Here is a 26,197-nt window from a genome sequence, read left to right on the forward strand (position 1 = left end):
TCTTTCATAAGGTGTAGTTCTCTGTTAAAGGTATTTTACGACTTATTGTTAGGCCATCTCTTATAGGGAGTATTACAGTTTCAATACGTGTATCTTCTTTTAACATGTTGTTGTATTCTAGTAATGCTTTAGTCGAAATGTCATTGTCTCGTAATGGTTCAATGACTTTTCCGTTCCATAATACATTATCAGACAATATAATACCGTTAGCATTCAGTTTATCCATAATAACATTAAAATAGTTTGGATAATTGTCTTTATCGGCATCAATAAAAATCAAATCAAATGTTATGTCTAGTTTGGGAATAATATCTAAAGCATTACCTAAATGCTGAAATATCTTATCACCATATTCGGATTTGTCAAAATACTTTCTTTGAAAATCCACCAATTCTTCATTAATATCAATAGTATGTAATTCGCCTGAAGCTTGCATGCCTTCCGCTAAACATAAAGCAGAATAACCTGTGTAGGTTCCAATCTCTAAAATGTTTTTAGGGTTTACCAATTTAGAAATCATACTCAATAACCTGCCTTGATAATGTCCACTTAACATGCGTGGTTGCAACATTTTTTGATGGGTTTCTCTAGTAAGTTGCTGTAACAATTTGGGTTCATCTTCAGAATGTTTTACAACATAATCATCTAGTTCTTCTGGTATAAAATGCATATTTAAAGACTTTTTGTTCTGCCTCCATCAACAGGAAGATTAATGCCATTTATATAACTAGCGGCTTCACTTGCTAAAAAAACAACCGCATTTGCAATTTCATTAGGTGTTGCAAACCGTTTTGCAGGAGCATAATTTTTCATTATTTCACTCATTTCTTCAAATGAAATCCCTTCGCTTTTGGCTTTCGTTTTTGTTATTTCAGCGATGCGTTCGGTATCCGTAAAACCAGGAAGCACATTATTTACAGTGATTCCTAAAGCACCGACTTCGGTCGCTAATGTTTTACTCCAATTACCAACAGCCGCCCTAATCGTATTGCTTACGCCAAGACCAGCAATGGGTTCTTTAACCGAGGTTGAAATAATATTTATAATTCTGCCAAAACCTTCAGTTTTCATAAAAGGAATTACGGCTTGAGCTAACAAATGATTGCATTTTATATGTTGGGTAAAAGCCATTTCAAATTCTGAAATAGCAGCCTCTAAAATAGTTCCGCTTTTTGGACCACCTGTATTATTTACTAGAATATGAAATCCATGATTATTTTTAATGAACGAAACTACTTTAGAATTTAAATCTTCAGGACTTGAAAAATCGGCTACAATATAGCTGTGGTTTTCAGTGTGGGGTAATTCAGATAAAACGGCTTTTAATTTATCTTCATTTCTAGCCACTAAAGTAACCTGAACGCCTTCCAGTGCTAATGCTATTGCTGTGGCTTTTCCTATGCCTTGGGTACTGCCGCAGACTAAAGCATGCTTATTTTCTAAATTTAAATTCATAATCTTGTTTACAGCAAAAATAAGAAATGGCGAATAGAATTTTGGGGAACTTTAATATTCATTTTTTGTAAATTTATTAAAACTTTTGAACGAGATGAAAACTAAAGAATATTCAAATGGTGAAGTCACCATAGTTTGGGAACCAGAAAAATGTATTCATTCTGCTATTTGTGCTAGAGGATTATCAAGTGTCTTTAAGCCTAAAGAACGCCCTTGGATCACTATTGATGCGGCAACAACTGATGTGTTGGTGAATCAAATAAAACAATGCCCTTCTGGCGCTTTAAGTTATTATATGAATGGCGATGGAAACAAAGAAGCAGAGCATTTAGAAACCAAAGTAGAGGTTCTTGAAAACGGACCTTTATTGGTCTATGGTACTTTAAATGTAACCTATAAAGATGGCACGAAAGAAACTAAAAATAAAACGACGGCTTTTTGCAGATGTGGTGGTTCAAATAACAAGCCCTATTGTGACGGTACACATATAAAAGAATCTTTTATGGGGTAGAAAAGAAAAGCTCTTTAACCAATGATTAAAGAGCTTTTAAATATATATAGACGCTTAATGCGGGATATTTATATTATATACGGTTGAAGTTTAAAGTTGGATGACTTATTATAAAAAATTATTCTAAAGTTACTTTAATATTAGTAAAGTGTATATTCATGCCATTGGCCATTTTATGTTCTGTTGCTAATTTCAACCCATTATAGATTTTATAGTTTTCAAAGGTATTTACTATGGATGGTTTTTCATTATTTCCTCTTCTAAATACCCATTCTTTAATTAAAAAATCATCTCCATAATATAAATCGTAAGCATCACCAGGGGTATATCCACCACCGTCACTTGGGTAAGTTAATGTAACTTTATTCATTTTTGTTTTGCTTATAGGAGCCTCACTTATAATAGGTTCTGAAAAAGAGGTGCCATTATCCCAAACTAATTGGAAAGGTACAAGCAACCAAAATTTATCATTAATGAAGCTTTTGTCAATATTTATTTTAGCTGAATCAATTTGGCCTCTATTGTAGTATATTATGGAATCTTTTTTTGACCAAAAAGATACGTCATTACTTTTTGGTTTCCATATCCATGAACGTTCTGTATGGCTGCTATCTCTATCTACATTAAAAGTAAACTCGATTTTTGAAACGTTTTTCCAATGTTCGTAGCCATGAGCATTTGCGATTTTTTCAGCAACGCTCAATTCCTTAACTTCTGTTATATTTTTTGAAGCTTGTTTGCAAGAGACAAATAAAGCTATGGCAATAATCAGAAAGACGTTTTTCATAAGATATTAATGATTACTTTTTAATAATTCTTTAGGGAAATTAGCTTTAAATCTGTTTAATCTAGGGATAGATACACTTCTTATATAACTTTGATTTGGATGTAATCTTTCATAATTCTGATGATAATCTTCAGCCACCCAAAATTTTTGAAATGGATATACTTCTGCGGCGATTTTGGCATTTAATTTTTTTGCTAAAGCTTCTTTCTTTTTTAGAATGATTTGTTTCTGTTCATCATTTTGATAAAAAATAATGGAGCGATATTGAGACCCCATATCAGGACCTTGTCCATTAACCTGTGTTGGATTTTGCGATGCAAAGTAGGCATCCACTAAGGTTTCAAAACTTACCACTTTGGGATCATAAATAACTTCAACACTTTCTGCATGTCCAGTTCTTCCAGTATTACTGTCTTCGTAAGTTGGATTTTTAGTATGACCACCTGAATAACCACTAATAGCTTCATCTACACCTTTAATGCTTTCATATACCGCTTCTACACACCAAAAGCAGCCACTTGAAAAATAGGCTCGAGCTTTGCCGTTTTTTAAAGGAACTTCTACAGGTTTAGCATCTTTAATTTCTTGATTTTGATTGTTTTGGGCTTTGTTTTGACAGCTAAATAAAATAGTAAGCACTATGGCGAATAGGGTGTTTTTCATGATAATGATTTTCTTTATCTAGTCGTATAAAGTTAGAAAAACTTATATATCTGTTTGTGAAAGTTTTCTTAAAATAAAAAAGCCTTCATAATTTATGAAGGCTTTAAGTATATTATTTTTAATGGATTATAGTTTAGAAAACAATTTAGCCATTTTTTCTTTTTGTTCTTCAGCTAATACAGCGTCCACTAAAATCCTACCACTGTGTTCATCTGTAATGACTTTTTTACGAGAAGCAATTTCTACTTGTATTTGTGGTGGAATCGTGAAGAATGAACCTCCAGATGCACCTCTTTCAATAGCTACAACTGCTAAACCATTTTTTACATTTTTACGAATTCTGTCGTAAGCTGCCACTAAACGCTCCTCTATTTGTTCTTTATAATCTTGAGACTTCTCTATTAAAGCTTGTTCTTCTTTTTCTGTTTCGGCTAAAATAGCATCAAGCTCGCCTTTTTTGTGTTTAAGGTGAGTTTCTCGCTCTTTTAAACGCTCTTTAGTCTCAGCAATAACTTCTTTTTTTTGTTCAATTTGAGCTTTGTATTCTTTAATATGTTTTTCAGCCAATTGAATCTCTAATTCCTGAAACTCGATTTCTTTAGTAAGCGAATTGAATTCTCTGTTATTTCTAACATTTTTCTGTTGCTCAGCATACTTTTTCATTAAAGATTTAGATTCTTCAATAAGGTTCTTTTTAGAAACGATATCATTATCAGTTACTTGTAAGCTAGATACAAGTTTTTCTAATCTTATATTTAAACCAGCAACTTCATCTTCTAAATCACGAACTTCTAAAGGAAGTTCTCCACGAACATTTCTTATTTCATCTATACGAGAATCGATGAGTTGTAAATCGTATAAAGCTCTTAGGCGCTCTTCAACAGTTTGTTCTTTTTTAGCCATACTTTAAAAATACTTAACAGGATTGGTAATTGTCTTTGATAAAACGACTGCAAAATTAGTGATTTTTTTTGTAAGATATGCAACTAAAAGATTTTTTGTGTGTTGCTCACTTTCATAATGACCAATATCTACTAAAAGTATGCTGTTTTCAGCCATAAAAAAGTCATGATATTTTAAATCGGCGGTTATAAAAGCATCAGCTCCAGTATTTTTAGCAGCTTCAATAGCAAAACTTCCAGAACCACCTAAAACAGCCACTTTGTGTATGTTTTTGTTTAAAAATGACGAATGTCTAATATGTTTGGTATTCATTTTGTTTTTTACATAGGACAAGAAGTCTTTTTCGGTCATGGGTGCTTTCAAATTACCAATCATGCCTATGCCTATGTGCTGATTTTTATTCTCAAGTGTTGTAATTTCATAAGCAACTTCTTCATATGAATGTGTTTTAAACAGTGTTTGTAGAATTTGGGATTCTAAATGTTTGGCATATGTAATGTTGATTTGAGTTTCTTTTTCTAAATGAGTACGTCCTTTTTCTCCTATTGTTGGGTTTGAATGTTCATTTCCATTAAAAGTCCCAATACCATCTACATTAAAACTGCAATCATTATAATTTCCAATACTACCAGCACCGGCATTAAATAAAGATTGGCGTAATTTTTCAGCTTCATTTATGGGGACAAATGTGGTCAACTTTTTTATAGTTTGAGCTTGAGGAATTAAAATTTGTTTGTTTAATAATTCCAACTGATTGACAATCATGTCATTTACGCCTTTTAAAGCATTGTCTAAGGCAGTATGCATACTATAAATGGCAATGTCATGTTTAATAGCCTTCATGACTACGCGTTCTACATAGGTTTTGCCAGTTAATTTTTTTAGACCTTTAAAAATAATAGGATGGAAGCTAACAATAAGGTTGCATTTTGATTCAATGGCTTCATCTATAACAGCTTCAAGCGTATCAAGGGTTACAAGTATTCCTGTAATGGGCATGTTTTTATTACCTACCAAAAGACCAACATTATCAAAATCTTCCGCATAAGCTAAAGGAGACAATGCTTCTAAATGATTCATGACATCTTGAACAATCATAAAAATGCTATTTTTTATTATTAAACAAAGATAAAATATTTACTTTGTTGTGATGAAATTGATTAGAAAGATAACATTTCCTTTTGTGCCTATTTATTATGCGGTAACGAGTTTGCGTAATAAATTATATGATTTGGGCATTAAAAAATCTATGTCATATGATTTTCCTATAATATGTGTTGGAAATTTGAGTGTTGGAGGTACAGGTAAAACACCAATGGTGGAATATTTAATCCGCTTACTTAAGAATAATTACAGAGTAGCAACTTTGAGCCGAGGTTATAAACGAAAAACTAAAGGATTTTATTTGGCTGATGAAACATCAACCGTTAATACTTTAGGAGACGAACCTTTTCAGTTTTTTGATAAATTTAAAAATGACATTATAGTTGCTGTGGATGCTAATAGAAATAATGGTATTGATAATTTAAGAAAACTTGCTAATCCTCCAGAAGTTATATTGTTAGACGATGCCTTCCAACATAGAAAAGTAAAAGCTGGATTTAATATTTTGCTTACTACTTATAGCAATCTGTATACGGATGATGTTGTGTTGCCAACCGGCAATTTAAGAGAGCCAAAAAATGGTGCTAAACGAGCAGATATTATTGTAGTTACTAAATGTCCAAAAAGCATAAGGGAAAGTGAAAAAACCAAAATTATTAAAAAATTAAATATTGAAAATGATCAGCATGTTTTTTTTAGTTTTATTGAATACGTAGAAGAGGTTATCTCTTTTGAAAGACATATAAATCTGATTGATTTAAAAGATTTTACTTTGGTAACAGGAATTGCAAATGCAAATACTTTGGTTGAATTTTTGAAGGATAAAAAGTTGAATTTTAATCATTTAAACTTTGGGGATCATCATGATTTTACAGAAACACAGATTAAAGACCTAGAAACAAACTCATTGATTGTAACTACCGAAAAAGATTTTATGAGATTAAAACATTTTAAATCATTAGAGTCCAAGTTGTATTACTTACCTATCGTTATTGGTTTGGATGATGAACCAAAATTTAATAAATTAATTAAGGATTTTGTGACATCTTAAGCAGTTGTAGATTTGTCTTTATTTGCAGCTAATGCGTTATAAAGTTTTTTCTCAAACTCTTCTTGCTTGAATGGTTTAGGAATAATATCTGTAAAACCAGCCTCTTCAAATTCATGCATTTTATCTTCAATAGTAACAGCAGTAAGGGCAAAGATGGTTAATTCTTTATCAAAAGTTCTAACGATTTTAGTAGCTTCAATACCACTAATTCCTGGCATATGAATATCCATTAAAACAATATCAAATTTATTGGCTTTAATCATGTCTACAGCATCTTCTCCATTGTCAACAATATCACATTTGAGATTCATTTTAGTTAGAATCTTTTTAGTAATCATTTGATTGATCTTATTGTCTTCAACGACCAGTATTCTAACGTTCGTTAAGTCTAGATTGTCGATATTTTCGAATAAATTTGTTTTATTGTCACTAATATCTTTTTCTTTTTCAGCGGTATATTCTAGTGGTATTTCAAAGTAAAACGTCGTGCCTTTTCCAAGTTCACTTTTTAAATATATTTTTCCTTTTAAAATATCAATTAAACCTTTTACTATAGAAAGACCAAGACCGGTACCACCATATTTTCTATTTATTTGAATAGATCCTTGAGAGAAGCTTTCAAACATGTTTTCCTGTTTTTCTTCGCTTATGCCAATACCATTATCTTCAACCTCAAAGCGAAGGGTATATGTATTGTCTTTTTGCTCAATTTTATATACTCTAATCCAAATATCCCCATCTTTAGTGAACTTGATTGAGTTTCCAATTAAATTGATAAGTATTTGTGAAATTTTTAATTGGTCTGCAATGAAATTTTCGGGTAAATGTTTGTCGTATTCAAAATGGATTTTAACATTATTGTCTAAAGCCGAATTATTTAAAGCTAAAACGATGTTGTTTATTTTTTTTCTTAGATTAAAGGATTCGGGTTCTATATCGACTTTATTGGCTTCAATTTTATTTATTTGAAGAATGTCATTAATGAATGTTAATAGGTAATCCCCAGAAAATTTCAATGATTTTAAATGCTGAACTTGTTCTGGTCTAGGGTTTTCGTCTAAAAGCATATTACTCAATCCTGTAACAGCATAAAGAGGTGTTCTTAGTTCATGGGTTACCGTTGAAAGGAAATTAGCTTTCGTTTTTGAGGCTAATTCAGCTTTTTCTTTGGCTATAATAAGTTCTGCATTTTTTTTATGCAACATATTATTGGTCTTTAATCTTATATTATTGTTTTTATAAAGAGAAAGCGTTAATAGCGATAATATGGTTATTAAAGCGACACTTAAAATGGATATTAAGGTGTTTATGCCATTTTTACTAGTGGCTTCTACTAATTCTTCTTCTGTTTTTTTATTTTTTTCAATTTGATCGTTCATTAACGATTTAATTTTCTTCTCTGGAGATAAATTGGCTTTCTTAACTGCTCTAAGGGAATCAGATAATTTTATGTAAGCACGTAAATAATCATTTGAAGCTTTATAATTTTCAATATTTTTATAAATATCACTTACAACAGCATAGCCATCATTAATAATATCGGGATAATTATAGCTTTTAGCTATTTTTAGTCCTTCATTGGCAAATGTTAGCGCTTTTTCATTGTCACCTAAAATGGCATACACTTTTCCATGGTTTATTAAAGCAGCACTTTCAATTTTTACCAAGCCTTCTTTTTTTGCTAATGCAATAGATTGTTCTAACGTAATTCTAGCTTGTTTGTAATTTTTTAGATTAACATAGGTTTTGCCTTCTAAAAAAAGTGTTTCTGCCACATTTTTATTTAACCCTTCTTGTCCAAAAAGTGTTTTTGCTGAAATAAAATAGTCTAAGGCTTGTTGATTATCTTTTTTGCTTAAATACACCTCTCCCAAGGTTTTATAAGAATCAGCAAGGTTGGCGTTGTCTTTTGAATCAAGTTGTACTTTAATAGCATTGTTAAGTGATAATAAAGCCTGATCTTGTTCTTCTATAATAAGTTGTAACTTACCTTTTTTAGAATAAATGATACCTATGCTTTTTTTATTGTTTAATTTAACAGCCAATTCTAAGGCATCGTCAAGTTTTTTTTGAGCTTCAAAATAGTTGTAGTTTTCAATATCTATTTCAGATTGAGAAATACGATAATCTATATTGTTTTGTAATATCTCAGGGTCGTCGTCAATTGTTTTTTGCGACCACATACTCATGCTTACTAGCATGATTACAACATATAAATGTCTTTTAATTTGAGGCATATTAATCAACTATAGTTAACAAATATAATTATTTTATCGATAAAACAACATTTTTTTCCGACAAATTGCATAATAAATCAATGATTCTTTTGGAATATCCTGTTTCATTGTCATACCAACCAATTATCTTTACCATATTACCTATTACAGAAGTCATTTGTGAATCGAAAATGCAGGAATGAGGATTCCCAACAATATCTATAGAAACAATAGGGTCTTCAGTATATTCTAATATGTTTTTATATTTATTTAGGGAAGCTTCCTTAAAAGCATTGTTTATATCTTGAATAGAAACTGTTTTTCTGACGTTAAAAGTAATATCGGTTAAGGAACCATTAGCGACAGGAACTCGAATACCACAACCACCTATAACATTTGATAGTTCTGGAAATATTTTAGTAAGGGCTTTTGCAGCACCTGTTGTAGTGGGAACTATAGATTGTCCTGCGGCTCTAGCTCTTCGTAAATCACTATGAGGTTGATCGTGTAAACTTTGGTCTGTTGTATAAGAATGGACCGTTGTTATGTATGCCTGATTAATGCCGCAAAGTTTATTAATAATATCAATCATAGGCGCCGCATTATTAGTGGTGCAAGATGCATTTGAAATGATGATTTCTGAACCATCTATACTATCATCATTAACACCCATGACGATAGTTTTAATATATTCATCTATTGGAGGGACACTTAAAATTACTTGTTTGGCTCCATTTATAATATGATATTGTAGGTCTTTCATCGTTTTAAACTTTCCTGTAGATTCAATAACAAAGTCTAAATCAAATGACTTCCAACTAATATCTTTTGGATGATGGCCATTTAATAAAATAATTTTTTTATTATTTACAATAATATGATTGTCTTCATGTGAAATGGTTCCATTAAAAATACCATGAATGCTATCATATTTTAGCAAGTGACTGAGTGTTTTTACATCAGACAAGTCGTTTATGGCAACAACCTCTATGTCATTGTAATCTTGTAGTAATCTAAAAACACGCCTTCCGATGCGTCCGAAGCCATTAATTCCAACACGAATCATAGTTATTCAATATGTTTTTGAGCTCTGTAAGAAGAGCGGACAAGCGCACTGCTTTCTACATGACGAAAGCCTAAGCTTAAACCAATGTCTTCATATTCCTTGAATTGGTCAGGATTTATAAATTGTTTTACGGGCAAGTGTTTTTTGCTTGGTTGTAAATATTGTCCAATAGTAACCACATCTACGTCATTGGCTTTTAAATCATGAAGGGTTTCAATCACTTCTTCTCTGGTTTCACCTAAACCAAGCATGATACCGGATTTTGTTCTACGTTGTCCTTGTTGTTTTAAATATTTTAAAACGCCCAAGCTTCTTTCGTATTTTGCCTGAATGCGGACTTCTCGAGTTAACCGTTTGACAGTTTCAATATTATGGGAAACCACTTCGGGAGCTACATCAATAATTCTATCTAAATGTTGTTCCATACCTTGAAAATCTGGAATAAGCGTTTCCAGGGTTGTTTCAGGATTCATGCGTCTAACGGCTTTTACGGTTTCAGCCCACATAATACTTCCCATATCTTTTAAATCATCTCTATCAACACTAGTTAAAACGGCATGTTTAATTTTCATGATTTTAATGGAACGAGCTACTTTTTCGGGCTCATCCCAATCTACGGTTTCTGGTCGCCCGGTTTTTACGCCACAAAATCCACATGAACGGGTGCAAATGTTGCCAAGTATCATAAAGGTAGCTGTGCCTTCTCCCCAACATTCTCCCATGTTTGGACAACTTCCGGAGGTACAAATAGTATTTAGTTTGTATTTATCAACTAAACCTCTAAGGTCTGTATATTTTTTTCCTGTTGGAAGTTTTACACGAAGCCACTTTGGTTTTGGAAGTCTTTCTTCTGGTAATATGCTAGAAATTGTTTCTGTATTCATGCTCTAAAATAAAGCACAAAGATACAAAGTATTCTTTTAAAAAAAGGTTTATAAAGTAGTGAGATACCAAATACTGAAACCTATTAAAAAGACAATTCCTAACCAGCTTAAGACATGCATTTTTTTTGAAAGATGCCACTCATAAGGAGTGTGTTTACTTGAGATTAATATATAATTTATGATCGCAAAAAAAGGAGCGGTTATAAAAGAAAGAATAGTGGCGATTTTAATTAAAATAGCCATGCCAGATGATAGAAAAATAAAAATAACAATGGTTCCGATGGATAATAAAACAATCCAAAAAGTATAATTGTAAAATGAGGATTTTTTAAAGAGTAATTCTGTGGTTCTTGCCATGGCTCTTGGTGAAGCATCAAGTGTTGTTAAAGTGGTGCTAAACATGGTTGTGAAAGCGGCAATACCGATAATGACATAGGTCCAACTGCCTAAGTTAATGGTGTACATATTTATAAGCTGACTAGCAAATTGTCCTGCTGAATCACTAAAGGTTTGTCCGCTATGAAACATCACAAAAGCACCTAAAAGAACAAACCCAATTCCAACAAATATGGTGCTTATATAGCCTATATTGAAATCAAATAGAGCGGACTTTGGGGTATAAACTTTGGTGTCATTATTTTTTTCAATAGACCAAAGAGACTGCCATACAGAAACATCTAAAGGCGCGGGCATCCAACCCATAAAGGCTATTAAAAAAGCAATGTCTATGGTGTTTTTGGGAAGTACTTGTATTAGAGATACATGTTCGGTACTGTTTAAATAGGCTATAATAACAGCTATTATGGTACTGATAGTTAAAGTGATGACAATAATTTTCATCAGTCTATCAAGTAGTTTGTACTTTCCAAAAATCAATAAACAAAAACAGATAAATATGATAACAATGGTCCAGATTTCAACACTTATAAAATCACCAAATAGGCTAGAAGCTAAACCTGCTGTAACTATGGTTACTGCTGTTTGAATAGTAAACATAGTAGCAAATGTGATAATGTAATAGGTAATCAAAACCCATGCACCTAATTTTTTATAACCATCCAATAAGCTTTCACCAGTAGCTGTTGCGTACCTTGGGCCATATTGAAAAAATGGATATTTGCACAAGTTTACAAGAAGCAATGACCAAATTAAACCCAAACCAAAATCTGCTCCAGCTCTGGTAGATTGTACTAAATGCGATACGCCAATTGCTGCACCAGCAAATAATAAGCCAGGGCCAAGATTTTTAAGCTTCGTAATCATTGATTGGTTTGAATAACGTCTGCCAATAATTTTTTGGCTCTCAACAATTTTACTTTTACATTATTTATAGGTTCTTTAAGCTCTTTTGAAATTTCTTTATAGCTTAATTCCTGAAAGTAACGCAAATTAATAATTTCTTGATAATGAGGTTTTAGCTTTTTAATATCACGAAGTAATTTTGCTAAATGTTGTTCTGTAATAAGTTCGTCTTCAGGAGAAGGTGATTCATCTAAAATTTGATAAATCGATTTGTCGTCATTAGAAATAATTTGTGAAATAGAATTTTTTTCCTTCCGAAGTAAATCAATATGTATGTTTTTGGAGATGGTGATGAGCCATGTTTTAAACTTATAAGAATCATCAAAAGTATCAATTTTGTCAAAAGCTCGTGAGAATGTTTGAATGGTGATATCCTCAGCATCATTCTCGTTTTCAATACGTTTTAGCTGAAATCCATAAACGTCATCCCAAAAAGCATCTAGCAGAAAATTAAATGCTTTCTGGTCATTTTTTTTGGCGCGACTAATAGCTTCTTCTATTTCCAATGGTTTGGTTTTGAAACAAGATTATTTATAAAGATAGTTAATTGAAAAATAATTAAAAAAACTTCTAGAACAGGAATTAGTAACAAAAGATCTTTTTCGTTTAGTTTTTTACAGGAAGCTCCAATGATGATATACTGAAAGATGAGTTTTATTAAAAATAAGATAGTAACAATTAGCCAATAGTGTAAACTGATTAAAAGTATAAAAGGGAAGAGCCAAAATAATAAGTTGGTCGTATAAATAGTAGCCAATAAAATTTTATGTTTCAGCTTGTAGTAATTTATTGTTGAAACATGTCGTCTTTTTTGATTGAACCAATTTTTAAAAGTTGTTTCTGGAATCGACTCTGTAAAGCTTTCGCTCGAAACACAAATAGCAGTATTGGTTTTTGAGGCTATTTGATTAATAAATAAATCGTCGTCTCCAGAGCGTATTTTTATATGTGAAATATATCCATTGGCTTTAAAAAATTCATCTTTAGTATAAGCAAAATTTCTACCAACGCCCATATATGGAATTCCTTGATTTGCAAAAGAAAAATAATGAATGGCAGTAGTCAGCGTTTCAAAACGAACCAGTTTATTTAAAAATGATTTTTTGGTTTTAGAGTAAGCGCCGTAACCTAAAATAATACTTTTTTCGTTGCTGAAATGAGAACTCATCTCTTTAATCCAATGTTTTGATAGCGGTTTACAATCGGCATCGGTAAATAGCAAATGATTGTATTTTGAGGCTTTTATCCCTAGAGTCAATGCGTATTTTTTATTGCCCCAAAACGCCTCAGTATTCTTAACATCTACAATTTTAATATTGGAATGTTTTTCTGAAAAAGCTTCTATAACTTCCAGAGTGTCATCTGAAGAAGCATCATTAATAAGAACAATTTCGAAACTAGGATACTCTTGGGAAATAATAGAAGGTAAAAAATTCTTTAAGTTTTCAGCTTCATTTTTTGCGCAAACAATAACCGATATATCAATATTTTTCCGTCTTTTTTTTATTGGTTTAAGAAAAGCAAACTTTCCGAAGAAGAAAATATAAAAAATAACTTGAATAAAAACTACCACAGTAAATGCGTAGAATACAACATCAAGAAAGGTCATATATTACTTGGAATGTTGAGATTCGTTGCAATCTGCAAATTGGTCAGGCGTTTTCCCGCAAAATCCACAAGCTTCACCATTTTTGTTAAGCATTGGATTTTGACTTGCACAAGTGCCAGCGAATTTACCGTCTTTTTTGCTCCATATTTTTATGGCAATTCCGGCAACACCCAATCCCAATAATAGAATTGTTATTAAAAGAAGTTTCATTATTTAATTTTTTTACAAAGATAATGCTTTTAACTATAAATCGATAATGTGTTTCATTATGATTTAACTGTTTTGATTTTTCTATTTATAAAACATAATTATTTGTACATTTATTTTTCTAACCGTTAAAGTATTTATTTTATGAAAAAATTATTTGCCGAATTTTTCGGAACATTTTGGCTTGTTTTTGGAGGCTGTGGGAGTGCTGTTTTTGCAGCGGGTTTTCCAGGCCTTGGTATTGGTTTTGTAGGCGTAGCTTTAGCATTTGGGCTTACCGTGTTAACTATGGCTTATGCCGTTGGACATATTTCTGGTGGGCATTTTAATCCAGCGGTTTCTTTGGGTTTATGGGCGGGAGGAAAATTTCCGGCTAAAGATTTATTGGGCTACATCATTGCTCAATTAATTGGAGCTATTGCTGCAGCTGGCGTATTGTATTTAATTTTATCTGGTAAATCTGGTTTTATAGATATTGGTGGATTTGCTGCTAATGGTTACGGGGAATTATCACCAGATGGATACTCCATGACTTCGGCATTAATAGCCGAGTTTGTACTAACGGCTTTTTTCTTATTGGTTATTTTAGGTAGTACAAATGAAAGAGTGCCTAAAGGATTTGCTCCTATTGCTATTGGTTTAGCTTTAACATTAATACATTTAATTAGTATTCCAATCACAAATACTTCTGTGAATCCTGCGCGTTCTACCAGCCAGGCATTATTTGCTGGAGGCGAATTTACTGCACAGCTTTGGTTGTTCTGGTTAGCGCCTATTGCGGGAGCTATTGTTGCGGGTTTTATCCATAAAACCTTATTTGATAAAGAATAATTAAATAAATTATATAGCCTCATAAAAAAGCCTCATTTACTTACGTAAATGAGGCTTTTTTATGAGGGATTTTGCTATTGTCATTGTAATGTAATCTCAGCTACCGAATTTTCTAAAGAAGCAATAGTGTTGCCTCCTTTAGGTTCAATAGTGATATTTAAACCAAGGGCATTTTCAGTATAGGGAATGGTTTTTAATTGTCTGTCTGTTTCACTTAAAATACCTAAGCTTACCATTTTGCCTTGTAACTCTGCCCAAATTTGATAGCATTGTTCTTCTGGTAATTTAGGAAGTGATACCACATCAATCATAGACGTTTTATCTTTAGCATTGATGTATGCAACGGTTTTTAGGTTTTTTGCTCGGCTGTTTCCTTCTATAATATATTTATAGGTTTCAGGGTCGTTGAGTTGTTTAAATTGGCGCATAATATCGTCCAATTTTTTATTATTCATTTGAATGTCACTTCTTAAATCAAAAATTTCATCCACAACCACTTGGTTCTCTTTAGATAATTTTTCTTTTTGATTGTAAAGTGAAAAAGACCAAGTAGCAAAAGCCAAGGCCGCAATACTTGCTGCCACACCAAGCTTATGCCAAGTTTTATACTTTTTGTAAGCGTTTATACTTATAACAGGTGTTTCATCAATCTCATCTAAAATATGATTTAAGATGTGTTTAGGAGCTTCAATAGCATTACTTTTTGCAACCACTTCTAGGTTAAATTGTAATGTGTTGTAGGCATTCTGTACCTCAGGATATTTTGAAAGATAGGTTTCAACCATTTCTGTTTCGGCAGAAGTAGTCTCTCCCAATAGATATTTTTCTAGTAGGCCAGAATTTAAAAAAGTAGTTGTTTTTGCATTCATGACATTTTTAGTTAAGGGCTGTAAATTTTTTTCAATTCACGCAACCCGATTTTTAATCTCGATTTTATGGTACCAAGAGGAATGTCTAATTCTTCACTGGCTTCCTGCTGTGTCATACCTTCAAAAAAGAGGGCATGAAGCACAATTTGATATTTTTCATCAAGCGTATTTAAATGTTTTTTTATGTCTAAAACATCTTGATTTAATTCGTTCGATGTTATCTTATATACGGATGAAGTTTCAATTTGGATTTCGTTATCACTTTTGGTTTTTAAAGATCTTACTTTATCAATAGCAGTGTTGTATGCGATTCTGTAAATCCAAGTAAACAGTTTAGCTTTTGTAGCATCATACTTTTTTGAATACCGCCAAATTTTCACAAAACTTTCTTGAAGAACATCTTGGGCTGTATCATCATCAGATATAATCTTTTTAATAACCCCATATAAAGCATCTGAGTAGTTTTCATACAACAAATTGATGGCTTTTTTGTCTCCGCTTTTTAGTAAACTAACTATTTCTTTTTCAATGGTTGATATCAAGATAATTGTGTTTTATAAGAAATTCAAAATAACGCAAATTAAGTAAATTTAGAATTTTTTTTGAATTATAGAATATTTACTTCAGCTTCAATTGAAATATTAAATAGTCTTTTTATGGTTTTTTGTATTAATTCAGCAAGTTTTAATATGTCTGAGCCTTTAGCATCTCCATAGTTAACTAGTACTAAAGCCTGATTTTTATGAACACCATAATCTCCAAAACGTTTGCCTTTAAAACCAGCTTTTTCAATAAGCCATCCTGCTGGAACTTTAACTTCGGTATCAGATACAGCATAACTAGGCATGTCTTCAAAATTTTCTAATAATGATTGATACTGTGTTTTTGTTATAACAGGATTTTTAAAAAAACTTCCACTATTACCAATGTCTTTGGGATTGGGAAGTTTTTGTGTTCTTATAGAGATAACAGCTTTTGAAATATCTTGAATGGTAGGATTGTTAATTTTCATCCCTTCAAGTTCAGAAGCTATAGTGCCATAATGTATGTGCAATTTGTGATTTTGCTTAGTGAGTTTAAACGTCACATTAATTATAATATATTTATCTTTTGCTTGTTGCTTGAAAATAGAGTTCCTATAATCAAAATAACACGCTTCTTTTGTAAAGGTTTCTATTTTCTTTGATTCTAAAGCTATTGCCTCGCAAGAAAAAAAAGCATCTTTTAATTCCACACCATAAGCACCAATATTTTGAATAGGAGCAGAGCCTACATTGCCGGGGATTAATGATAGATTTTCAATACCTCCAAAATCTTTGTTTATACACCATAAAACAAATTCGTGCCAATTTTCACCTGCATTTGCTTTAACTAAAACGGTGTCAGTATCTTCTGAAACGATAGAAATGCCTTTTATATTAATATGAATTACTAGTAAATCTTGGTCTTTGGTAAGTAACATATTACTACCGCCACCTAAAATTAATTTATTAGGATATTCGGTGAGTTCTAAAACCTTTTTTAATTCTTCTATACTAGATACAGAAACAAAATGTTTTGCTTTGGCATCAATACCAAACGTATTGTAAGGTTTTAAAGATATGTTATGGCTGATTTGCATTAATCTTTATATACTTTTAAAGCTTCTTTTATAATATTTACAGCTTTTATTAGGCTTTCTTTATTCAATACGTAGGCAATTCTAATTTGATTTAAACCTAAGCCTGGAGTCGAATAAAATCCGCCTGCAGGAGCTACCATAACAGTTTCTCCATTCACATCGAAATGTTCTAAGAGCCATTGTGCAAAATGATCGGAGTTTTTTATTGGTAATTCTGCAACACAATAAAAAGCTCCTTTAGGCTTGGTAACTTTAACGCCATCTATTTTTTGCAATTCAGTAATTAAAGTGTTTCTACGCTCTATATATTCAGCAATAACTTCATCAAAATAACTTTGAGGAGTGTCTAATGCTGCTTCACTAGCAATTTGAGCATAGGTTGGAGGACTCAAGCGTGCTTGCGCAAATTTTATAACGGTTTGTATGACACTCTTATTTTTAGAAACTAAACAACCCACACGAGCTCCACACATACTGTAGCGTTTAGAAACAGAATCAATCATTATGGCATGTTCTTCTAATCCTTCTTCGTGTAAAATAGAATAATGTTGTTCCCCATCGTAAACAAATTCTCGATACACTTCATCAGCAATTAAAAATAAATCATGTTTTTTAACAAGTGCTGTTAATTTTTGAATTTCTTCTTTGGAATACAAATAACCAGTTGGGTTGCCGGGATTACAAATTAAAATAGCTTTTGTTCTTGGCGTAATAAGTTTTTCAAAGGCTTCAATAGAAGGTAGAGCAAAGTTATCTTCAATTTTTGAAACTATCGGAACCACATGAACGCCAGATGCTACAGAAAATGCTATATAATTGGCATAAAACGGTTCGCAAACAATCACTTCATCATCAGGATCCATAATACTTCCAAATACAAAAAGTATTGCTTCACTGGCGCCAGTTGTAACGACAATATCTTTAGCGGACACGTGTATATTATGTTTGCTATAATAAGCGGCGATTTTTTGTCTGTAAGTTTCAGAACCTTCAGATTTTGAGTATGATAATATTTCAACCGTATTTTCCCTTACGGCTTTTAAAGCAACTTCAGGTGTTTTAATATCTGGTTGTCCTATATTTAAATAGTATATAGATTTCCCCTCCTTAACTGCTTGTTCTGCATAAGGTACCAATTTTCGGATGGGTGATTGAGGCATAAGTTCCCCTTTTCTGGATATAGTTGGCATCAAAAAAAATTTAGGGTGCAAAGTTGAGAAAATTATCTTAAAGTTTTTTTAAAAATTAATTCTAAATAGTTAACTCACAGTAAAGATTTGTAAATTGATAGATGAAAATCTTTAATCTTGTTTTATGAAGAAATGGGCATGCATCATTCTAAGTTTTTTATGCTGTGCTGTGGGCAGTCATTCTCAAGATACCTTTAGGATTCAAAATAAGCATAAGTCAGATAAAATAAGATTTAATTTAATAAACAATGTTATTATACTACCCGTAGAAATTAATGGAGTGACCCTTTCCTTTTTATTGGATACAGGCGTTAGTAAACCTATAATTTTTAATTTTTTAAACGTTTCTGATACTTTGAGAATAAAAAATACCGAAACTATTTTTTTAAAAGGATTAGGTGGAGGGGAATCTGTTGAGGCTTTAAAATCAAGTAATAACGTTTTAAGAATAGGTGATGCCATAAAATGGCATCAAGATTTGTACGCCGTATTTAGTGCTAACTTGAATTTTGCACCAAAGCTAGGAGTTCCAGTTCATGGCATTATTGGTTATGATATTTTTAAAGACTTTATAGTAGAAATAAATTATTCTAAAAAATATTTAAAGATTACAGAACCAAGTGCTTACAATTATAGAAAGTGTAAAAAGTGTGAGGCATTTGATCTGGAATTTTATAACAATAAACCATACTTAAATGCGAATGTCACTATAAACGATAAAGACATGCCTGTAAAACTTCTTATAGATTCAGGAGGAAGTGATGCCTTGTGGTTGTTCGAAAACGATTCGTTGGGAATTGTTTCTACGGGTAAATATTTTGATGATTTTTTAGGACATGGTCTTAGCGGAAGTGTTTATGGAAAGCGATCAAAAATAGAAGCATTTTCTTTAAAACATTTTGAGTTTAAACTTGCTAACGTGGCATTTCCAGATTCTGCATCTGTTTCTATTGCCACAAAATTTAAAGATAGAAACGGCAGTATTTCAGGAAATATTTTAAAACGATTTAATATTATTATGGACTACAATAACAACAAAATAACTCTTAAAAAGAATGCTAATTTCAATACTAAATTTATTTATAATAGAAGTGGTATAGAGTTAGTGCATGATGGTGTTAGGTTGGTTAAAGAAGCTGATAACAGCAGTTCAAGAGATCGTAGAATGGGGAATCATATTTCCGACGAAAATCTCAATAGATTGATATTTGACAGCAGTTATAAAATATCATTAAAGCCTTCTTATGCTATTGCTGAATTAAGAAAAGGATCTCCAGCAGAACGAGCTGGCTTAATGGTTGGTGATGTTATCTTAAGTATTAATGGTAAGCAAACCTATAATTTCTCATTACAAGATTTAACCCATATGTTTTATGATGACATTGGTAAACGAATAAAGTTGAAGATAGATAGAGGCGGAATAGAAAAAATGTATGAATTTAATTTGGAAGATGTATTCAAATAAAAACGCCTAAACACAGACATGTTTAGGCGTTTGCTATTTTATAAAAGTAAAAGTTTATTGTTGTACAACACTTTTATCTTTTTTCTCTAAAACACTACTGTCTTTAGTGTCAACGACCTCACCTTTAATTTTAAGGGCAACCGTAGGCGTGCTTGCGTTAGATATTACTGTTATTGTTTTTCTAATAGGATTTACTCTATTGGTGTCATATTTAACTTCAATTTTCCCTGTTGCTTTAGGCATAACAGGTTCTTTAGTCCAACTTGGCACCGTACAACCACAGCTAGATGTTACATTCGATATAATTAAGGGCGCATCACCAGTATTTGTAAATTCAAAAACGCGAACACCGTTGGCACCTTTTTCAATAGTACCATAATCAATAGTGTCTGTTTTAAAATCAATTTTCGCTACTTTATCTTGAGCGTTTACGGATAAACTGATTAATCCGATAAATAAAATGGTAATTAAATGTTTCATGGTTTTGTTTTTATAATTTTTATTAAATGTCTATTAATATGTGTAAATATTACTTTTAATCAATATTTATAGACGTGTTTATCTTTTGATTTTGCTTTAATATAGTGTAAACATACTTTCTTTTTCTGCAAAATGCAAAAAAAATAGACGAAATACGTTTTAATTTTTCCTTTGTAATAGTTAAAATTATCATTTTTTTGTCAATGCTTAGCATCTACTTTCACAAGAAAGTAAATATAAGTATTTTTGCAAATCAATATTCAAAAACTGTTCCAAAGTATGCAAATTCCATCAAAATATGATGCTAGTCAGGTAGAAAGTAAGTGGTATGATTACTGGATGAAACACAATTATTTTCATTCAGAGCCAGATGAAAGAGAGCCCTATACCATTGTTATTCCGCCTCCAAATGTTACCGGGGTTTTACACATGGGGCACATGCTTAATAATACCATTCAAGATGTATTGATTCGTCGTGCACGTTTGCAAGGTAAAAATGCTTGCTGGGTGCCTGGAACAGACCATGCATCTATTGCTACCGAAGCTAAAGTAGTTGCTAAACTTAAAGAACAAGGTATTGACAAAAATGACTTATCTCGTGAAGCATTTTTAAAACACGCTTGGGATTGGACCCATGAATATGGTGGGGTTATTCTAGAACAACTTAAAAAATTAGGCTGTTCTTGTGATTGGGATCGAACCAAATTCACGATGGATGACGATATGAGTGAAGCAGTCATCAAAGTGTTTGTTGATTTATACAACAAAGGACTTATTTATCGTGGTTATCGTATGGTTAATTGGGATCCGGAAGCAAAAACCACCTTGTCTGATGAAGAAGTGATTTATGAAGAACGCCAAGGGAATTTATATTATTTAAGTTATAAAATTGAAGGTAGTAACGATGCATTAACCATTGCAACTACAAGACCAGAAACCATTTTTGGAGATACCGCCATTTGCATCAACCCAAATGATGAGCGTTTTAAACACTTAAAAGGCAAAAAAGCCATAGTTCCTATTTGTAATCGTGTGATTCCTATTATTGAAGACGAGTATGTGGATATGGAATTCGGAACAGGTTGTTTAAAAGTAACGCCTGCACATGATGAAAACGATAAAAATTTAGGAGATAAACACAATCTTGAAGTGATTGATATTTTTAATGCAGATGCGTCTCTTAACAGTTTCGGAATGCATTATGAAGGAAAAGATCGCTTTGTTGTTAGAAAAGAAATTACGAAAGAATTAGAAGATAAAGGCTTTTTAGTTAAAACCGAATCGCACATAAATAAAGTAGGAACTTCCGAAAGAACGAAAGCCGTCATCGAACCAAGATTGTCAGATCAGTGGTTTTTAAAGATGGAAGATTTGGCTAAACCTGCCATAAAAGCAGTGTTAGAGGATGATGACATTAAATTGTTTCCAAAGAAATTTGAAAACACATATCGTCATTGGATGGAAAATATCCGCGATTGGAATATTTCCCGCCAGTTATTGTGGGGACAACAAATTCCCGCTTACTATTATGGCGATGGAAAAGAAGACTTTGTAGTAGCAGAGACTATCGAAGAAGCTTTAGCTTTAGCAATACAAAAAACCAAAAACCAACAACTAACAACCAACAACCTGAAACAAGATACCGATGCACTAGACACCTGGTTTTCGTCATGGTTATGGCCCATAAGTGTATTTGATGGTATTCGTAATCCTGAAAACAAAGACATCAAATATTATTACCCAACCAACGATTTGGTAACTGGCCCGGATATTTTATTCTTTTGGGTGGCACGTATGATTATGGCAGGCTATGAATATAAAGGCGAAAAACCTTTTGAAAACGTGTATTTAACAGGATTGGTTCGCGATAAGCAACGTCGAAAAATGAGCAAATCGCTTGGTAATTCACCTGATGCTTTAAAATTAATTGAAGACTATAGTGCTGATGGAGTTCGTGTGGGCTTATTGTTAAGTAGCGCTGCAGGAAACGATTTAATGTTTGATGAAGCCTTATGTCAACAAGGTAAAGGTTTTGGGAATAAAATTTGGAACGCCTACCGTTTGGTTGACGGTTGGGATATTGACGACACCATTCCGCAGCCAAACTCAAGTAGCATTGCCATTGCTTGGTATGAATCTAAATTCCAAAAAGCATTGCTAGACATTGAAGACCATTTTAGTAAATACCGATTGAGTGATGCCTTAATGGCTATTTATAAATTGATTTATGATGATTTTTGTGGTTGGTTTTTAGAAATGATAAAACCAGAATATCAAAAACCTATTGATGCCAAAACATTTAAAAGTGCCATTGCTATTTTTGAAGAGAATTTAAAAATAGTACACCCGTTCATGCCATTTTTAACCGAAGATATTTGGCATTACATTGCTGAAAGAACGTCAGAAGAGGCGTTAATTATTTCAAAATGGCCAGAAGCTAAACCTATAAATGAAAGTATAATTACTGAATTTGAGTTCGCTTCAGAAGTGATTTCAGGGATTAGAAATATTAGAAAGCAGAAAAACATCGCTTTTAAAGATGCTATTGCGTTTTCAACCATAAATAATGAAAAAGTGCTAACAACGTTTGATGACGTTATAATGAAACTAGGGAATTTAGAAGCTATAAACTACGTTTCTGAAACAGTGGAAGGTGCTTTGACGTTTAGGGTGAAATCGAATGAGTATTTTATACCTATGGAAGGCTCAATTAATGTGGAAGATGAAATTAAAAAACTAACCGAAGAATTAAATTATACGGAAGGCTTTTTAAAATCGGTGCAAAAGAAACTGTCTAATGAGCGTTTTGTAGCTGGTGCACCAGAGCAAGTTATCGCTATGGAGCGTAAAAAAGAAGCGGATGCATTGGCTAAAATTGAAACGTTGAAAACAAGTTTGGCAAGTTTAGATTGATTATTGTTAACTTAAATAAGTTCACTTAGCATAAAATAATAAAAAACTGCTCAAATCAAAATGAGCAGTTTTTTTATAAAGCTAAAAACAATTAATTAAGCTACAATAAATAAACTAGCAATGGCTACAGCATCATCACCTGATAGGGTTTCATCATAGGCTTCCGTTGATGCGTTGATACTAAAAGCAGGGCCCGTTCCTAAAGTAGTAACATCTAGCCCGCCTTGCATCACATTTTCTTCACCATCATAAACGGCTTGAGTTTGTGATGGCATACCAGCACCTCTTTCTTTTCCTGTAATCCATCCTTTCAATCCACGGATTCTTCTAATTTCAGAAGCATGTCTAGCTTCAACAGAATGAATTTGAAGTCCAGCTGTTAAAAATGGAGATCCTTGTAAATTTCCTGCTTGACCTTTGTAAGCTCTAACTCCAGTATCTTCAAAAGCTTGTGCCAATGCTAATAACTGCGCATAAGCATCTGGATTTGATGTGTTGAATGGATCAAATAATCCACCTGCAGTAAAATCAAATTCTGGTTTTGAAACGGGTGTTACACCTGCTTGTGTTAACCCGGCAAATAAGAAATCAACATGCGCTTGTTCGTGTTTAGAAATTTGCATATAAACCTTTTCAACATTCGCATCTGTAATAACACCGGATTGAAGTGCTAAATCGTAAAATTCATCTTCAAGGTATTCTAATGTAAGTGCTAATTGTAAGGCTCCAACAGGATCGGCAGCAACGGCAGTTGTTGAAGCGAAAGTTTTTGTTGAACCTAATCCAAAAGGAATAGCAGCTAAAGCAGCTTTTTTACTTAATGAACCAAATGTTCCAAATATATCGCGTCTTGATGATTTTTTTTCAACCATACTTTCGTTAGTGAACTCATCTAAAAATTTTATAATATTCATAATGTTTTTTTTAAGGTTATTAATTAGATTAAGGTAAATTCATTGCTGTGAATTTCGTGGTAATAAAACCAGTATCTCCAACGGCAGCAAGAATGTCTGAAGGATCTAATGCTCTATCCAATCCTGTAATAGAATCAACAACGTCATCTCCAGCAAAATCTGCAGAGCCTGGATTAATCAATGTTCTAATAGCAGATGCATGTCTTGCTTCAACAGACACGATTTTACCAGCAATGACTAAATATCCTGGGTCGGTAATTAATTTACCAGCACCATTGTAAGCAGCAACACCAGTGTCTTCTAATACTTTAGCGGTTGCTAACACTTGGTCTCTACTTCCAAAGTTTAAAGAACCATAATTAAATTCTAATGTAGGTAATTTGGCTGCTGTATTAGAGCCGACAGCAGCAGAAATAGCTGCGCTGAAGAAATCTCTATGATTTACTTCATGGTAATATAAGTCTTGTAATACTTGTTTTTCAATACTTGAAGCACTTGCCCAATACGAACCATTTACAACTTTAGTATAAAAATCTGCCTCCAGCTGTTCAAGGGCATAGGCATAATTAAGAACACCTAGATCGCCTTTTCCTAAATCAAACACACCAGGCATTGTAGGATTGTTGTCATCATCATTGTCGCATGCAAAAAGCAAACCAGTACCAACCATAGCCAAACCGCTCAATTTTAAAAATTGACGTCTATCGTTAGAAATTTTTTGATTTGGTTGGTGCACTTTTAAAATCTTATTTTTCATAATTTAATAGTTAAGTTAAACAATCGATTTATAAGCCATTTTGACCATCTTAACTAGACCTACGAAAAAGAGGAAGTAGTGGTTTTAAAAAAAGTAATAAATTATTTAATTATGTAAATTAATTGCTAACCAGTGTGTTATGGAGTATTTTTTGAAAATATCTTTAAGAGAAACTCTCAAACGAGCGTTTGGTAGCTGGCGCATCAGAGCAAGAGATTGCCATGGGACGTAAATAAGCGTATACTTTTGCTGAAATTGAAACTTTGAAAACTGGTTTTGCGAGTGTAGATTAAAAGTATTTTAAGGGCTCGTTTAACTTTTAAGATATATAGTTTAAATTATCTATATCAATAGTTAAACCAAGTTAGGTGAAAATTTCTATAAAATAAAACAATAATGGTTGAGAATATTTTAAGAAACCAACGTTTCATCAATCTTACTTTCAAGCGCATCAAAGTCGTAAATGTTGTGGTCCAATAGGTGAGATGGGTACACGTTTTGCAACGCATGCATCATAATCGTGTTTCGGTCAGGGAATTCAGTTTCCCAATCGGCGATCATTTGTTTTACTTTTTTACGTTGTAAATTTTCTTGAGAGCCACATAAATTACAAGGTATGATGGGGAATTGCATCATGGTAGCATAGGTCTCAATATCACTTTCGTTACAAAATGCTAAGGGTCTAAGCACAATTAAATCACCGGCATCGTTTTTAAATTTAGGCGGCATGGTTTCCATTTTTCCAGCAAAAAAGAAGTTGAGGAAAAAGGTTTCTAAAATATCGTTTCGATGATGTCCAAGTGCCAACTTATTGCATTTTAAATCTCTGGCGGCTTCATAAAGCGTACCACGCCGTAATCGGGAACATAAACTGCAAGTAGTTTTGCCTTCTGGCGTTTTCTCCATCACAATTTTATAGGTATTTTTCTCTATAATTTTATAGTTTACACCTAGGTTGTTCAGGTAATTTGGTAAGACTTCAACAGGGAATCCAGGTTGTTTTTGATCCAAGTTAACAGCGATGATTTCAAAAGAAATAGGTGCCACTTTTTGGAAATGCAGCATCATATCTAGCAATGTATAGCTGTCTTTGCCACCAGAAAGACATACCATAATGCGGTCGCCAGCTTCTATCATGGAAAACTGTTCAATAGCTTCTGCTGTAGCACGCTGCAATTTTTTTGTAACCTGTTTTATAGTGTCCATGGCTGCAAAAATACTATTTAGATGGTTAGAACTAAAATAACGTGTTATAGATTTTGTTAATTTTATAAGATTGAGTGTCAGTTCTAGTGATTTTCGATAGAAAAATGTATCGAGAACCATAGCAATTCAATTAATAATGATTCTCGATACATTTTTTATTCCGTTACACTTCACAAAAAACACTCGAATTGAC

Annotated in this window: 26 protein-coding genes; 5 read left to right on the forward strand and 21 right to left on the reverse strand. The window is 32.5% G+C overall.

Annotated features, from left to right (window positions below):
- Positions 1-4 precede the first annotated feature (4 nt).
- Complete coding sequence (locus DKT72_RS07255; RefSeq protein WP_111308072.1) at positions 5-670, reverse strand: O-methyltransferase; 666 nt, start codon at positions 668-670, stop codon at positions 5-7.
- Between the two features lie 2 nt (positions 671-672).
- Positions 673-1,455: an SDR family oxidoreductase gene (locus tag DKT72_RS07260; RefSeq protein WP_111308073.1), complete on the reverse strand. Its 783-nt coding sequence runs from the start codon at positions 1,453-1,455 to the stop codon at positions 673-675.
- A gap of 94 nt (positions 1,456-1,549) precedes the next feature.
- Between DKT72_RS07260 and DKT72_RS07265 the strand changes: the two genes are divergently transcribed.
- A complete protein-coding gene (locus DKT72_RS07265; RefSeq protein ID WP_111308074.1) occupies positions 1,550-1,966 on the forward strand; it encodes a (4Fe-4S)-binding protein in 417 nt (138 codons plus the stop codon).
- Positions 1,967-2,084: 118 nt separating this feature from the next.
- On the opposite strand, the gene DKT72_RS07270 is transcribed toward DKT72_RS07265, so the two are convergent.
- The 4 genes from DKT72_RS07270 to DKT72_RS07285 all read right to left on the reverse strand — a co-directional run bounded on the left by DKT72_RS07270 (position 2,085) and on the right by DKT72_RS07285 (position 5,417).
- On the reverse strand, positions 2,085-2,753 hold the full coding sequence (locus DKT72_RS07270; RefSeq protein WP_111308075.1) for a hypothetical protein: 669 nt from the start codon (positions 2,751-2,753) through the stop codon (positions 2,085-2,087).
- Between the two features lie 6 nt (positions 2,754-2,759).
- A complete protein-coding gene (gene msrA / locus DKT72_RS07275; protein ID WP_111308076.1) occupies positions 2,760-3,416 on the reverse strand; it encodes a peptide-methionine (S)-S-oxide reductase MsrA in 657 nt (218 codons plus the stop codon).
- A 126-nt stretch (positions 3,417-3,542) separates the two neighbouring features.
- Positions 3,543-4,319, reverse strand: a complete 777-nt coding sequence (locus DKT72_RS07280) for a zinc ribbon domain-containing protein (RefSeq protein WP_111308077.1) — start codon at positions 4,317-4,319, stop codon at positions 3,543-3,545.
- Positions 4,320-4,322: 3 nt separating this feature from the next.
- Positions 4,323-5,417, reverse strand: coding sequence for a Nif3-like dinuclear metal center hexameric protein (locus DKT72_RS07285; RefSeq protein WP_111308078.1), 1,095 nt, complete (start codon positions 5,415-5,417; stop codon positions 4,323-4,325).
- A gap of 52 nt (positions 5,418-5,469) precedes the next feature.
- On the opposite strand from DKT72_RS07285, the gene lpxK reads away from it, so the two are divergent.
- Complete coding sequence (gene lpxK, locus DKT72_RS07290) at positions 5,470-6,474, forward strand: tetraacyldisaccharide 4'-kinase (protein WP_111308079.1); 1,005 nt, start codon at positions 5,470-5,472, stop codon at positions 6,472-6,474.
- Here the strand turns inward: lpxK and DKT72_RS07295 are convergent.
- Genes DKT72_RS07295 through DKT72_RS07325 form a run of 7 tightly spaced genes read right to left on the reverse strand, consistent with a single transcriptional unit; the run spans position 6,471 to position 13,761 of the window.
- On the reverse strand, positions 6,471-8,711 hold the full coding sequence (locus DKT72_RS07295; RefSeq protein ID WP_111308080.1) for an ATP-binding protein: 2,241 nt from the start codon (positions 8,709-8,711) through the stop codon (positions 6,471-6,473). The two genes, lpxK and DKT72_RS07295, sit on opposite strands and share 4 nt — an antisense overlap.
- A gap of 28 nt (positions 8,712-8,739) precedes the next feature.
- The gene (gap, locus tag DKT72_RS07300; RefSeq protein ID WP_111308081.1) at positions 8,740-9,756 is read right to left on the reverse strand and encodes a type I glyceraldehyde-3-phosphate dehydrogenase; all 1,017 of its coding nucleotides are present in this window, start codon (positions 9,754-9,756) and stop codon (positions 8,740-8,742) included.
- A gap of 2 nt (positions 9,757-9,758) precedes the next feature.
- A complete protein-coding gene (gene lipA / locus DKT72_RS07305) occupies positions 9,759-10,640 on the reverse strand; it encodes a lipoyl synthase (protein ID WP_111308082.1) in 882 nt (293 codons plus the stop codon).
- Positions 10,641-10,688: 48 nt separating this feature from the next.
- Entirely contained in the window at positions 10,689-11,903 is a 1,215-nt protein-coding gene (locus DKT72_RS07310) for an Nramp family divalent metal transporter (protein ID WP_111308083.1), read from the reverse strand.
- The gene (locus DKT72_RS07315) at positions 11,900-12,448 is read right to left on the reverse strand and encodes an RNA polymerase sigma factor (protein ID WP_111308084.1); all 549 of its coding nucleotides are present in this window, start codon (positions 12,446-12,448) and stop codon (positions 11,900-11,902) included. The genes DKT72_RS07310 and DKT72_RS07315 overlap by 4 nt, the downstream gene beginning before the upstream one ends.
- Complete coding sequence (locus tag DKT72_RS07320) at positions 12,439-13,551, reverse strand: glycosyltransferase (protein ID WP_111308085.1); 1,113 nt, start codon at positions 13,549-13,551, stop codon at positions 12,439-12,441. Before DKT72_RS07320 ends, DKT72_RS07315 begins: the two co-directional genes overlap by 10 nt.
- Before the next feature lie 3 nt (positions 13,552-13,554).
- Entirely contained in the window at positions 13,555-13,761 is a 207-nt protein-coding gene (locus tag DKT72_RS07325) for a membrane or secreted protein (RefSeq protein ID WP_111308086.1), read from the reverse strand.
- A 141-nt stretch (positions 13,762-13,902) separates the two neighbouring features.
- On the opposite strand from DKT72_RS07325, the gene aqpZ reads away from it, so the two are divergent.
- Positions 13,903-14,589, forward strand: a complete 687-nt coding sequence (gene aqpZ / locus DKT72_RS07330; RefSeq protein ID WP_111308087.1) for an aquaporin Z — start codon at positions 13,903-13,905, stop codon at positions 14,587-14,589.
- 80 nt (positions 14,590-14,669) lie between these two features.
- On the opposite strand, the gene DKT72_RS07335 is transcribed toward aqpZ, so the two are convergent.
- From DKT72_RS07335 to DKT72_RS07350, 4 genes are all read right to left on the reverse strand, one after another.
- Positions 14,670-15,458 (reverse strand): anti-sigma factor, encoded by a 789-nt coding sequence (locus DKT72_RS07335; RefSeq protein ID WP_111308088.1) that lies wholly within the window; start codon positions 15,456-15,458, stop codon positions 14,670-14,672.
- A gap of 11 nt (positions 15,459-15,469) precedes the next feature.
- A complete protein-coding gene (locus DKT72_RS07340) occupies positions 15,470-16,000 on the reverse strand; it encodes an RNA polymerase sigma factor (protein ID WP_111308089.1) in 531 nt (176 codons plus the stop codon).
- Positions 16,001-16,065: 65 nt separating this feature from the next.
- Positions 16,066-17,079 carry a UDP-N-acetylmuramate dehydrogenase gene (murB, locus tag DKT72_RS07345; RefSeq protein WP_111308090.1) on the reverse strand — a complete coding sequence of 338 codons (1,014 nt, stop codon included), beginning with the start codon at positions 17,077-17,079 and terminating at the stop codon, positions 16,066-16,068.
- On the reverse strand, positions 17,079-18,269 hold the full coding sequence (locus tag DKT72_RS07350; RefSeq protein ID WP_111308091.1) for a pyridoxal phosphate-dependent aminotransferase: 1,191 nt from the start codon (positions 18,267-18,269) through the stop codon (positions 17,079-17,081). The genes murB and DKT72_RS07350 overlap by 1 nt, the downstream gene beginning before the upstream one ends.
- Before the next feature lie 124 nt (positions 18,270-18,393).
- Here DKT72_RS07350 and DKT72_RS07355 point away from each other — a divergent pair, with 124 nt between their 5' ends.
- Positions 18,394-19,734, forward strand: a complete 1,341-nt coding sequence (locus DKT72_RS07355; protein ID WP_111308092.1) for an aspartyl protease family protein — start codon at positions 18,394-18,396, stop codon at positions 19,732-19,734.
- Between the two features lie 54 nt (positions 19,735-19,788).
- Here the strand turns inward: DKT72_RS07355 and DKT72_RS07360 are convergent, their stop codons facing one another.
- Positions 19,789-20,214: a DUF1573 domain-containing protein gene (locus DKT72_RS07360; RefSeq protein WP_111308093.1), complete on the reverse strand. Its 426-nt coding sequence runs from the start codon at positions 20,212-20,214 to the stop codon at positions 19,789-19,791.
- 279 nt (positions 20,215-20,493) lie between these two features.
- Between DKT72_RS07360 and DKT72_RS07365 the strand changes: the two genes are divergently transcribed.
- Complete coding sequence (locus tag DKT72_RS07365) at positions 20,494-23,127, forward strand: valine--tRNA ligase (protein WP_111308094.1); 2,634 nt, start codon at positions 20,494-20,496, stop codon at positions 23,125-23,127.
- A 95-nt stretch (positions 23,128-23,222) separates the two neighbouring features.
- On the opposite strand, the gene DKT72_RS07370 is transcribed toward DKT72_RS07365, so the two are convergent.
- From DKT72_RS07370 to ttcA, 3 genes are all read right to left on the reverse strand, one after another.
- On the reverse strand, positions 23,223-24,041 hold the full coding sequence (locus DKT72_RS07370) for a ferritin-like domain-containing protein (RefSeq protein ID WP_111308095.1): 819 nt from the start codon (positions 24,039-24,041) through the stop codon (positions 23,223-23,225).
- Positions 24,042-24,069: 28 nt separating this feature from the next.
- Positions 24,070-24,798: a ferritin-like domain-containing protein gene (locus DKT72_RS07375; RefSeq protein ID WP_111308096.1), complete on the reverse strand. Its 729-nt coding sequence runs from the start codon at positions 24,796-24,798 to the stop codon at positions 24,070-24,072.
- Between the two features lie 411 nt (positions 24,799-25,209).
- Positions 25,210-26,004 carry a tRNA 2-thiocytidine(32) synthetase TtcA gene (gene ttcA, locus DKT72_RS07380; protein WP_111308097.1) on the reverse strand — a complete coding sequence of 265 codons (795 nt, stop codon included), beginning with the start codon at positions 26,002-26,004 and terminating at the stop codon, positions 25,210-25,212.
- Positions 26,005-26,197 lie beyond the last annotated feature (193 nt).

Source organism: Confluentibacter sediminis, from assembly GCF_003258355.1.
GTDB classification, from domain to species: domain Bacteria; phylum Bacteroidota; class Bacteroidia; order Flavobacteriales; family Flavobacteriaceae; genus Confluentibacter; species Confluentibacter sediminis.

Coding starts and splice junctions, on each gene's coding strand:
- DKT72_RS07255 (WP_111308072.1), bottom strand. CDS start 670: ATGCATTTTATACCAGAAGAACTAGATGATTATGTTGTAAAACATTCT.
- DKT72_RS07260 (WP_111308073.1), bottom strand. CDS start 1,455: ATGAATTTAAATTTAGAAAATAAGCATGCTTTAGTCTGCGGCAGTACC.
- DKT72_RS07265 (WP_111308074.1), top strand. CDS start 1,550: ATGAAAACTAAAGAATATTCAAATGGTGAAGTCACCATAGTTTGGGAA.
- DKT72_RS07270 (WP_111308075.1), bottom strand. CDS start 2,753: ATGAAAAACGTCTTTCTGATTATTGCCATAGCTTTATTTGTCTCTTGC.
- msrA (WP_111308076.1), bottom strand. CDS start 3,416: ATGAAAAACACCCTATTCGCCATAGTGCTTACTATTTTATTTAGCTGT.
- DKT72_RS07280 (WP_111308077.1), bottom strand. CDS start 4,319: ATGGCTAAAAAAGAACAAACTGTTGAAGAGCGCCTAAGAGCTTTATAC.
- DKT72_RS07285 (WP_111308078.1), bottom strand. CDS start 5,417: ATGATTGTTCAAGATGTCATGAATCATTTAGAAGCATTGTCTCCTTTA.
- lpxK (WP_111308079.1), top strand. CDS start 5,470: ATGAAATTGATTAGAAAGATAACATTTCCTTTTGTGCCTATTTATTAT.
- DKT72_RS07295 (WP_111308080.1), bottom strand. CDS start 8,711: ATGCCTCAAATTAAAAGACATTTATATGTTGTAATCATGCTAGTAAGC.
- gap (WP_111308081.1), bottom strand. CDS start 9,756: ATGATTCGTGTTGGAATTAATGGCTTCGGACGCATCGGAAGGCGTGTT.
- lipA (WP_111308082.1), bottom strand. CDS start 10,640: ATGAATACAGAAACAATTTCTAGCATATTACCAGAAGAAAGACTTCCA.
- DKT72_RS07310 (WP_111308083.1), bottom strand. CDS start 11,903: ATGATTACGAAGCTTAAAAATCTTGGCCCTGGCTTATTATTTGCTGGT.
- DKT72_RS07320 (WP_111308085.1), bottom strand. CDS start 13,551: ATGACCTTTCTTGATGTTGTATTCTACGCATTTACTGTGGTAGTTTTT.
- DKT72_RS07325 (WP_111308086.1), bottom strand. CDS start 13,761: ATGAAACTTCTTTTAATAACAATTCTATTATTGGGATTGGGTGTTGCC.
- aqpZ (WP_111308087.1), top strand. CDS start 13,903: ATGAAAAAATTATTTGCCGAATTTTTCGGAACATTTTGGCTTGTTTTT.
- DKT72_RS07335 (WP_111308088.1), bottom strand. CDS start 15,458: ATGAATGCAAAAACAACTACTTTTTTAAATTCTGGCCTACTAGAAAAA.
- murB (WP_111308090.1), bottom strand. CDS start 17,079: ATGCAAATCAGCCATAACATATCTTTAAAACCTTACAATACGTTTGGT.
- DKT72_RS07350 (WP_111308091.1), bottom strand. CDS start 18,269: ATGCCAACTATATCCAGAAAAGGGGAACTTATGCCTCAATCACCCATC.
- DKT72_RS07355 (WP_111308092.1), top strand. CDS start 18,394: ATGAAGAAATGGGCATGCATCATTCTAAGTTTTTTATGCTGTGCTGTG.
- DKT72_RS07360 (WP_111308093.1), bottom strand. CDS start 20,214: ATGAAACATTTAATTACCATTTTATTTATCGGATTAATCAGTTTATCC.
- DKT72_RS07365 (WP_111308094.1), top strand. CDS start 20,494: ATGCAAATTCCATCAAAATATGATGCTAGTCAGGTAGAAAGTAAGTGG.
- DKT72_RS07370 (WP_111308095.1), bottom strand. CDS start 24,041: ATGAATATTATAAAATTTTTAGATGAGTTCACTAACGAAAGTATGGTT.
- DKT72_RS07375 (WP_111308096.1), bottom strand. CDS start 24,798: ATGAAAAATAAGATTTTAAAAGTGCACCAACCAAATCAAAAAATTTCT.
- ttcA (WP_111308097.1), bottom strand. CDS start 26,004: ATGGACACTATAAAACAGGTTACAAAAAAATTGCAGCGTGCTACAGCA.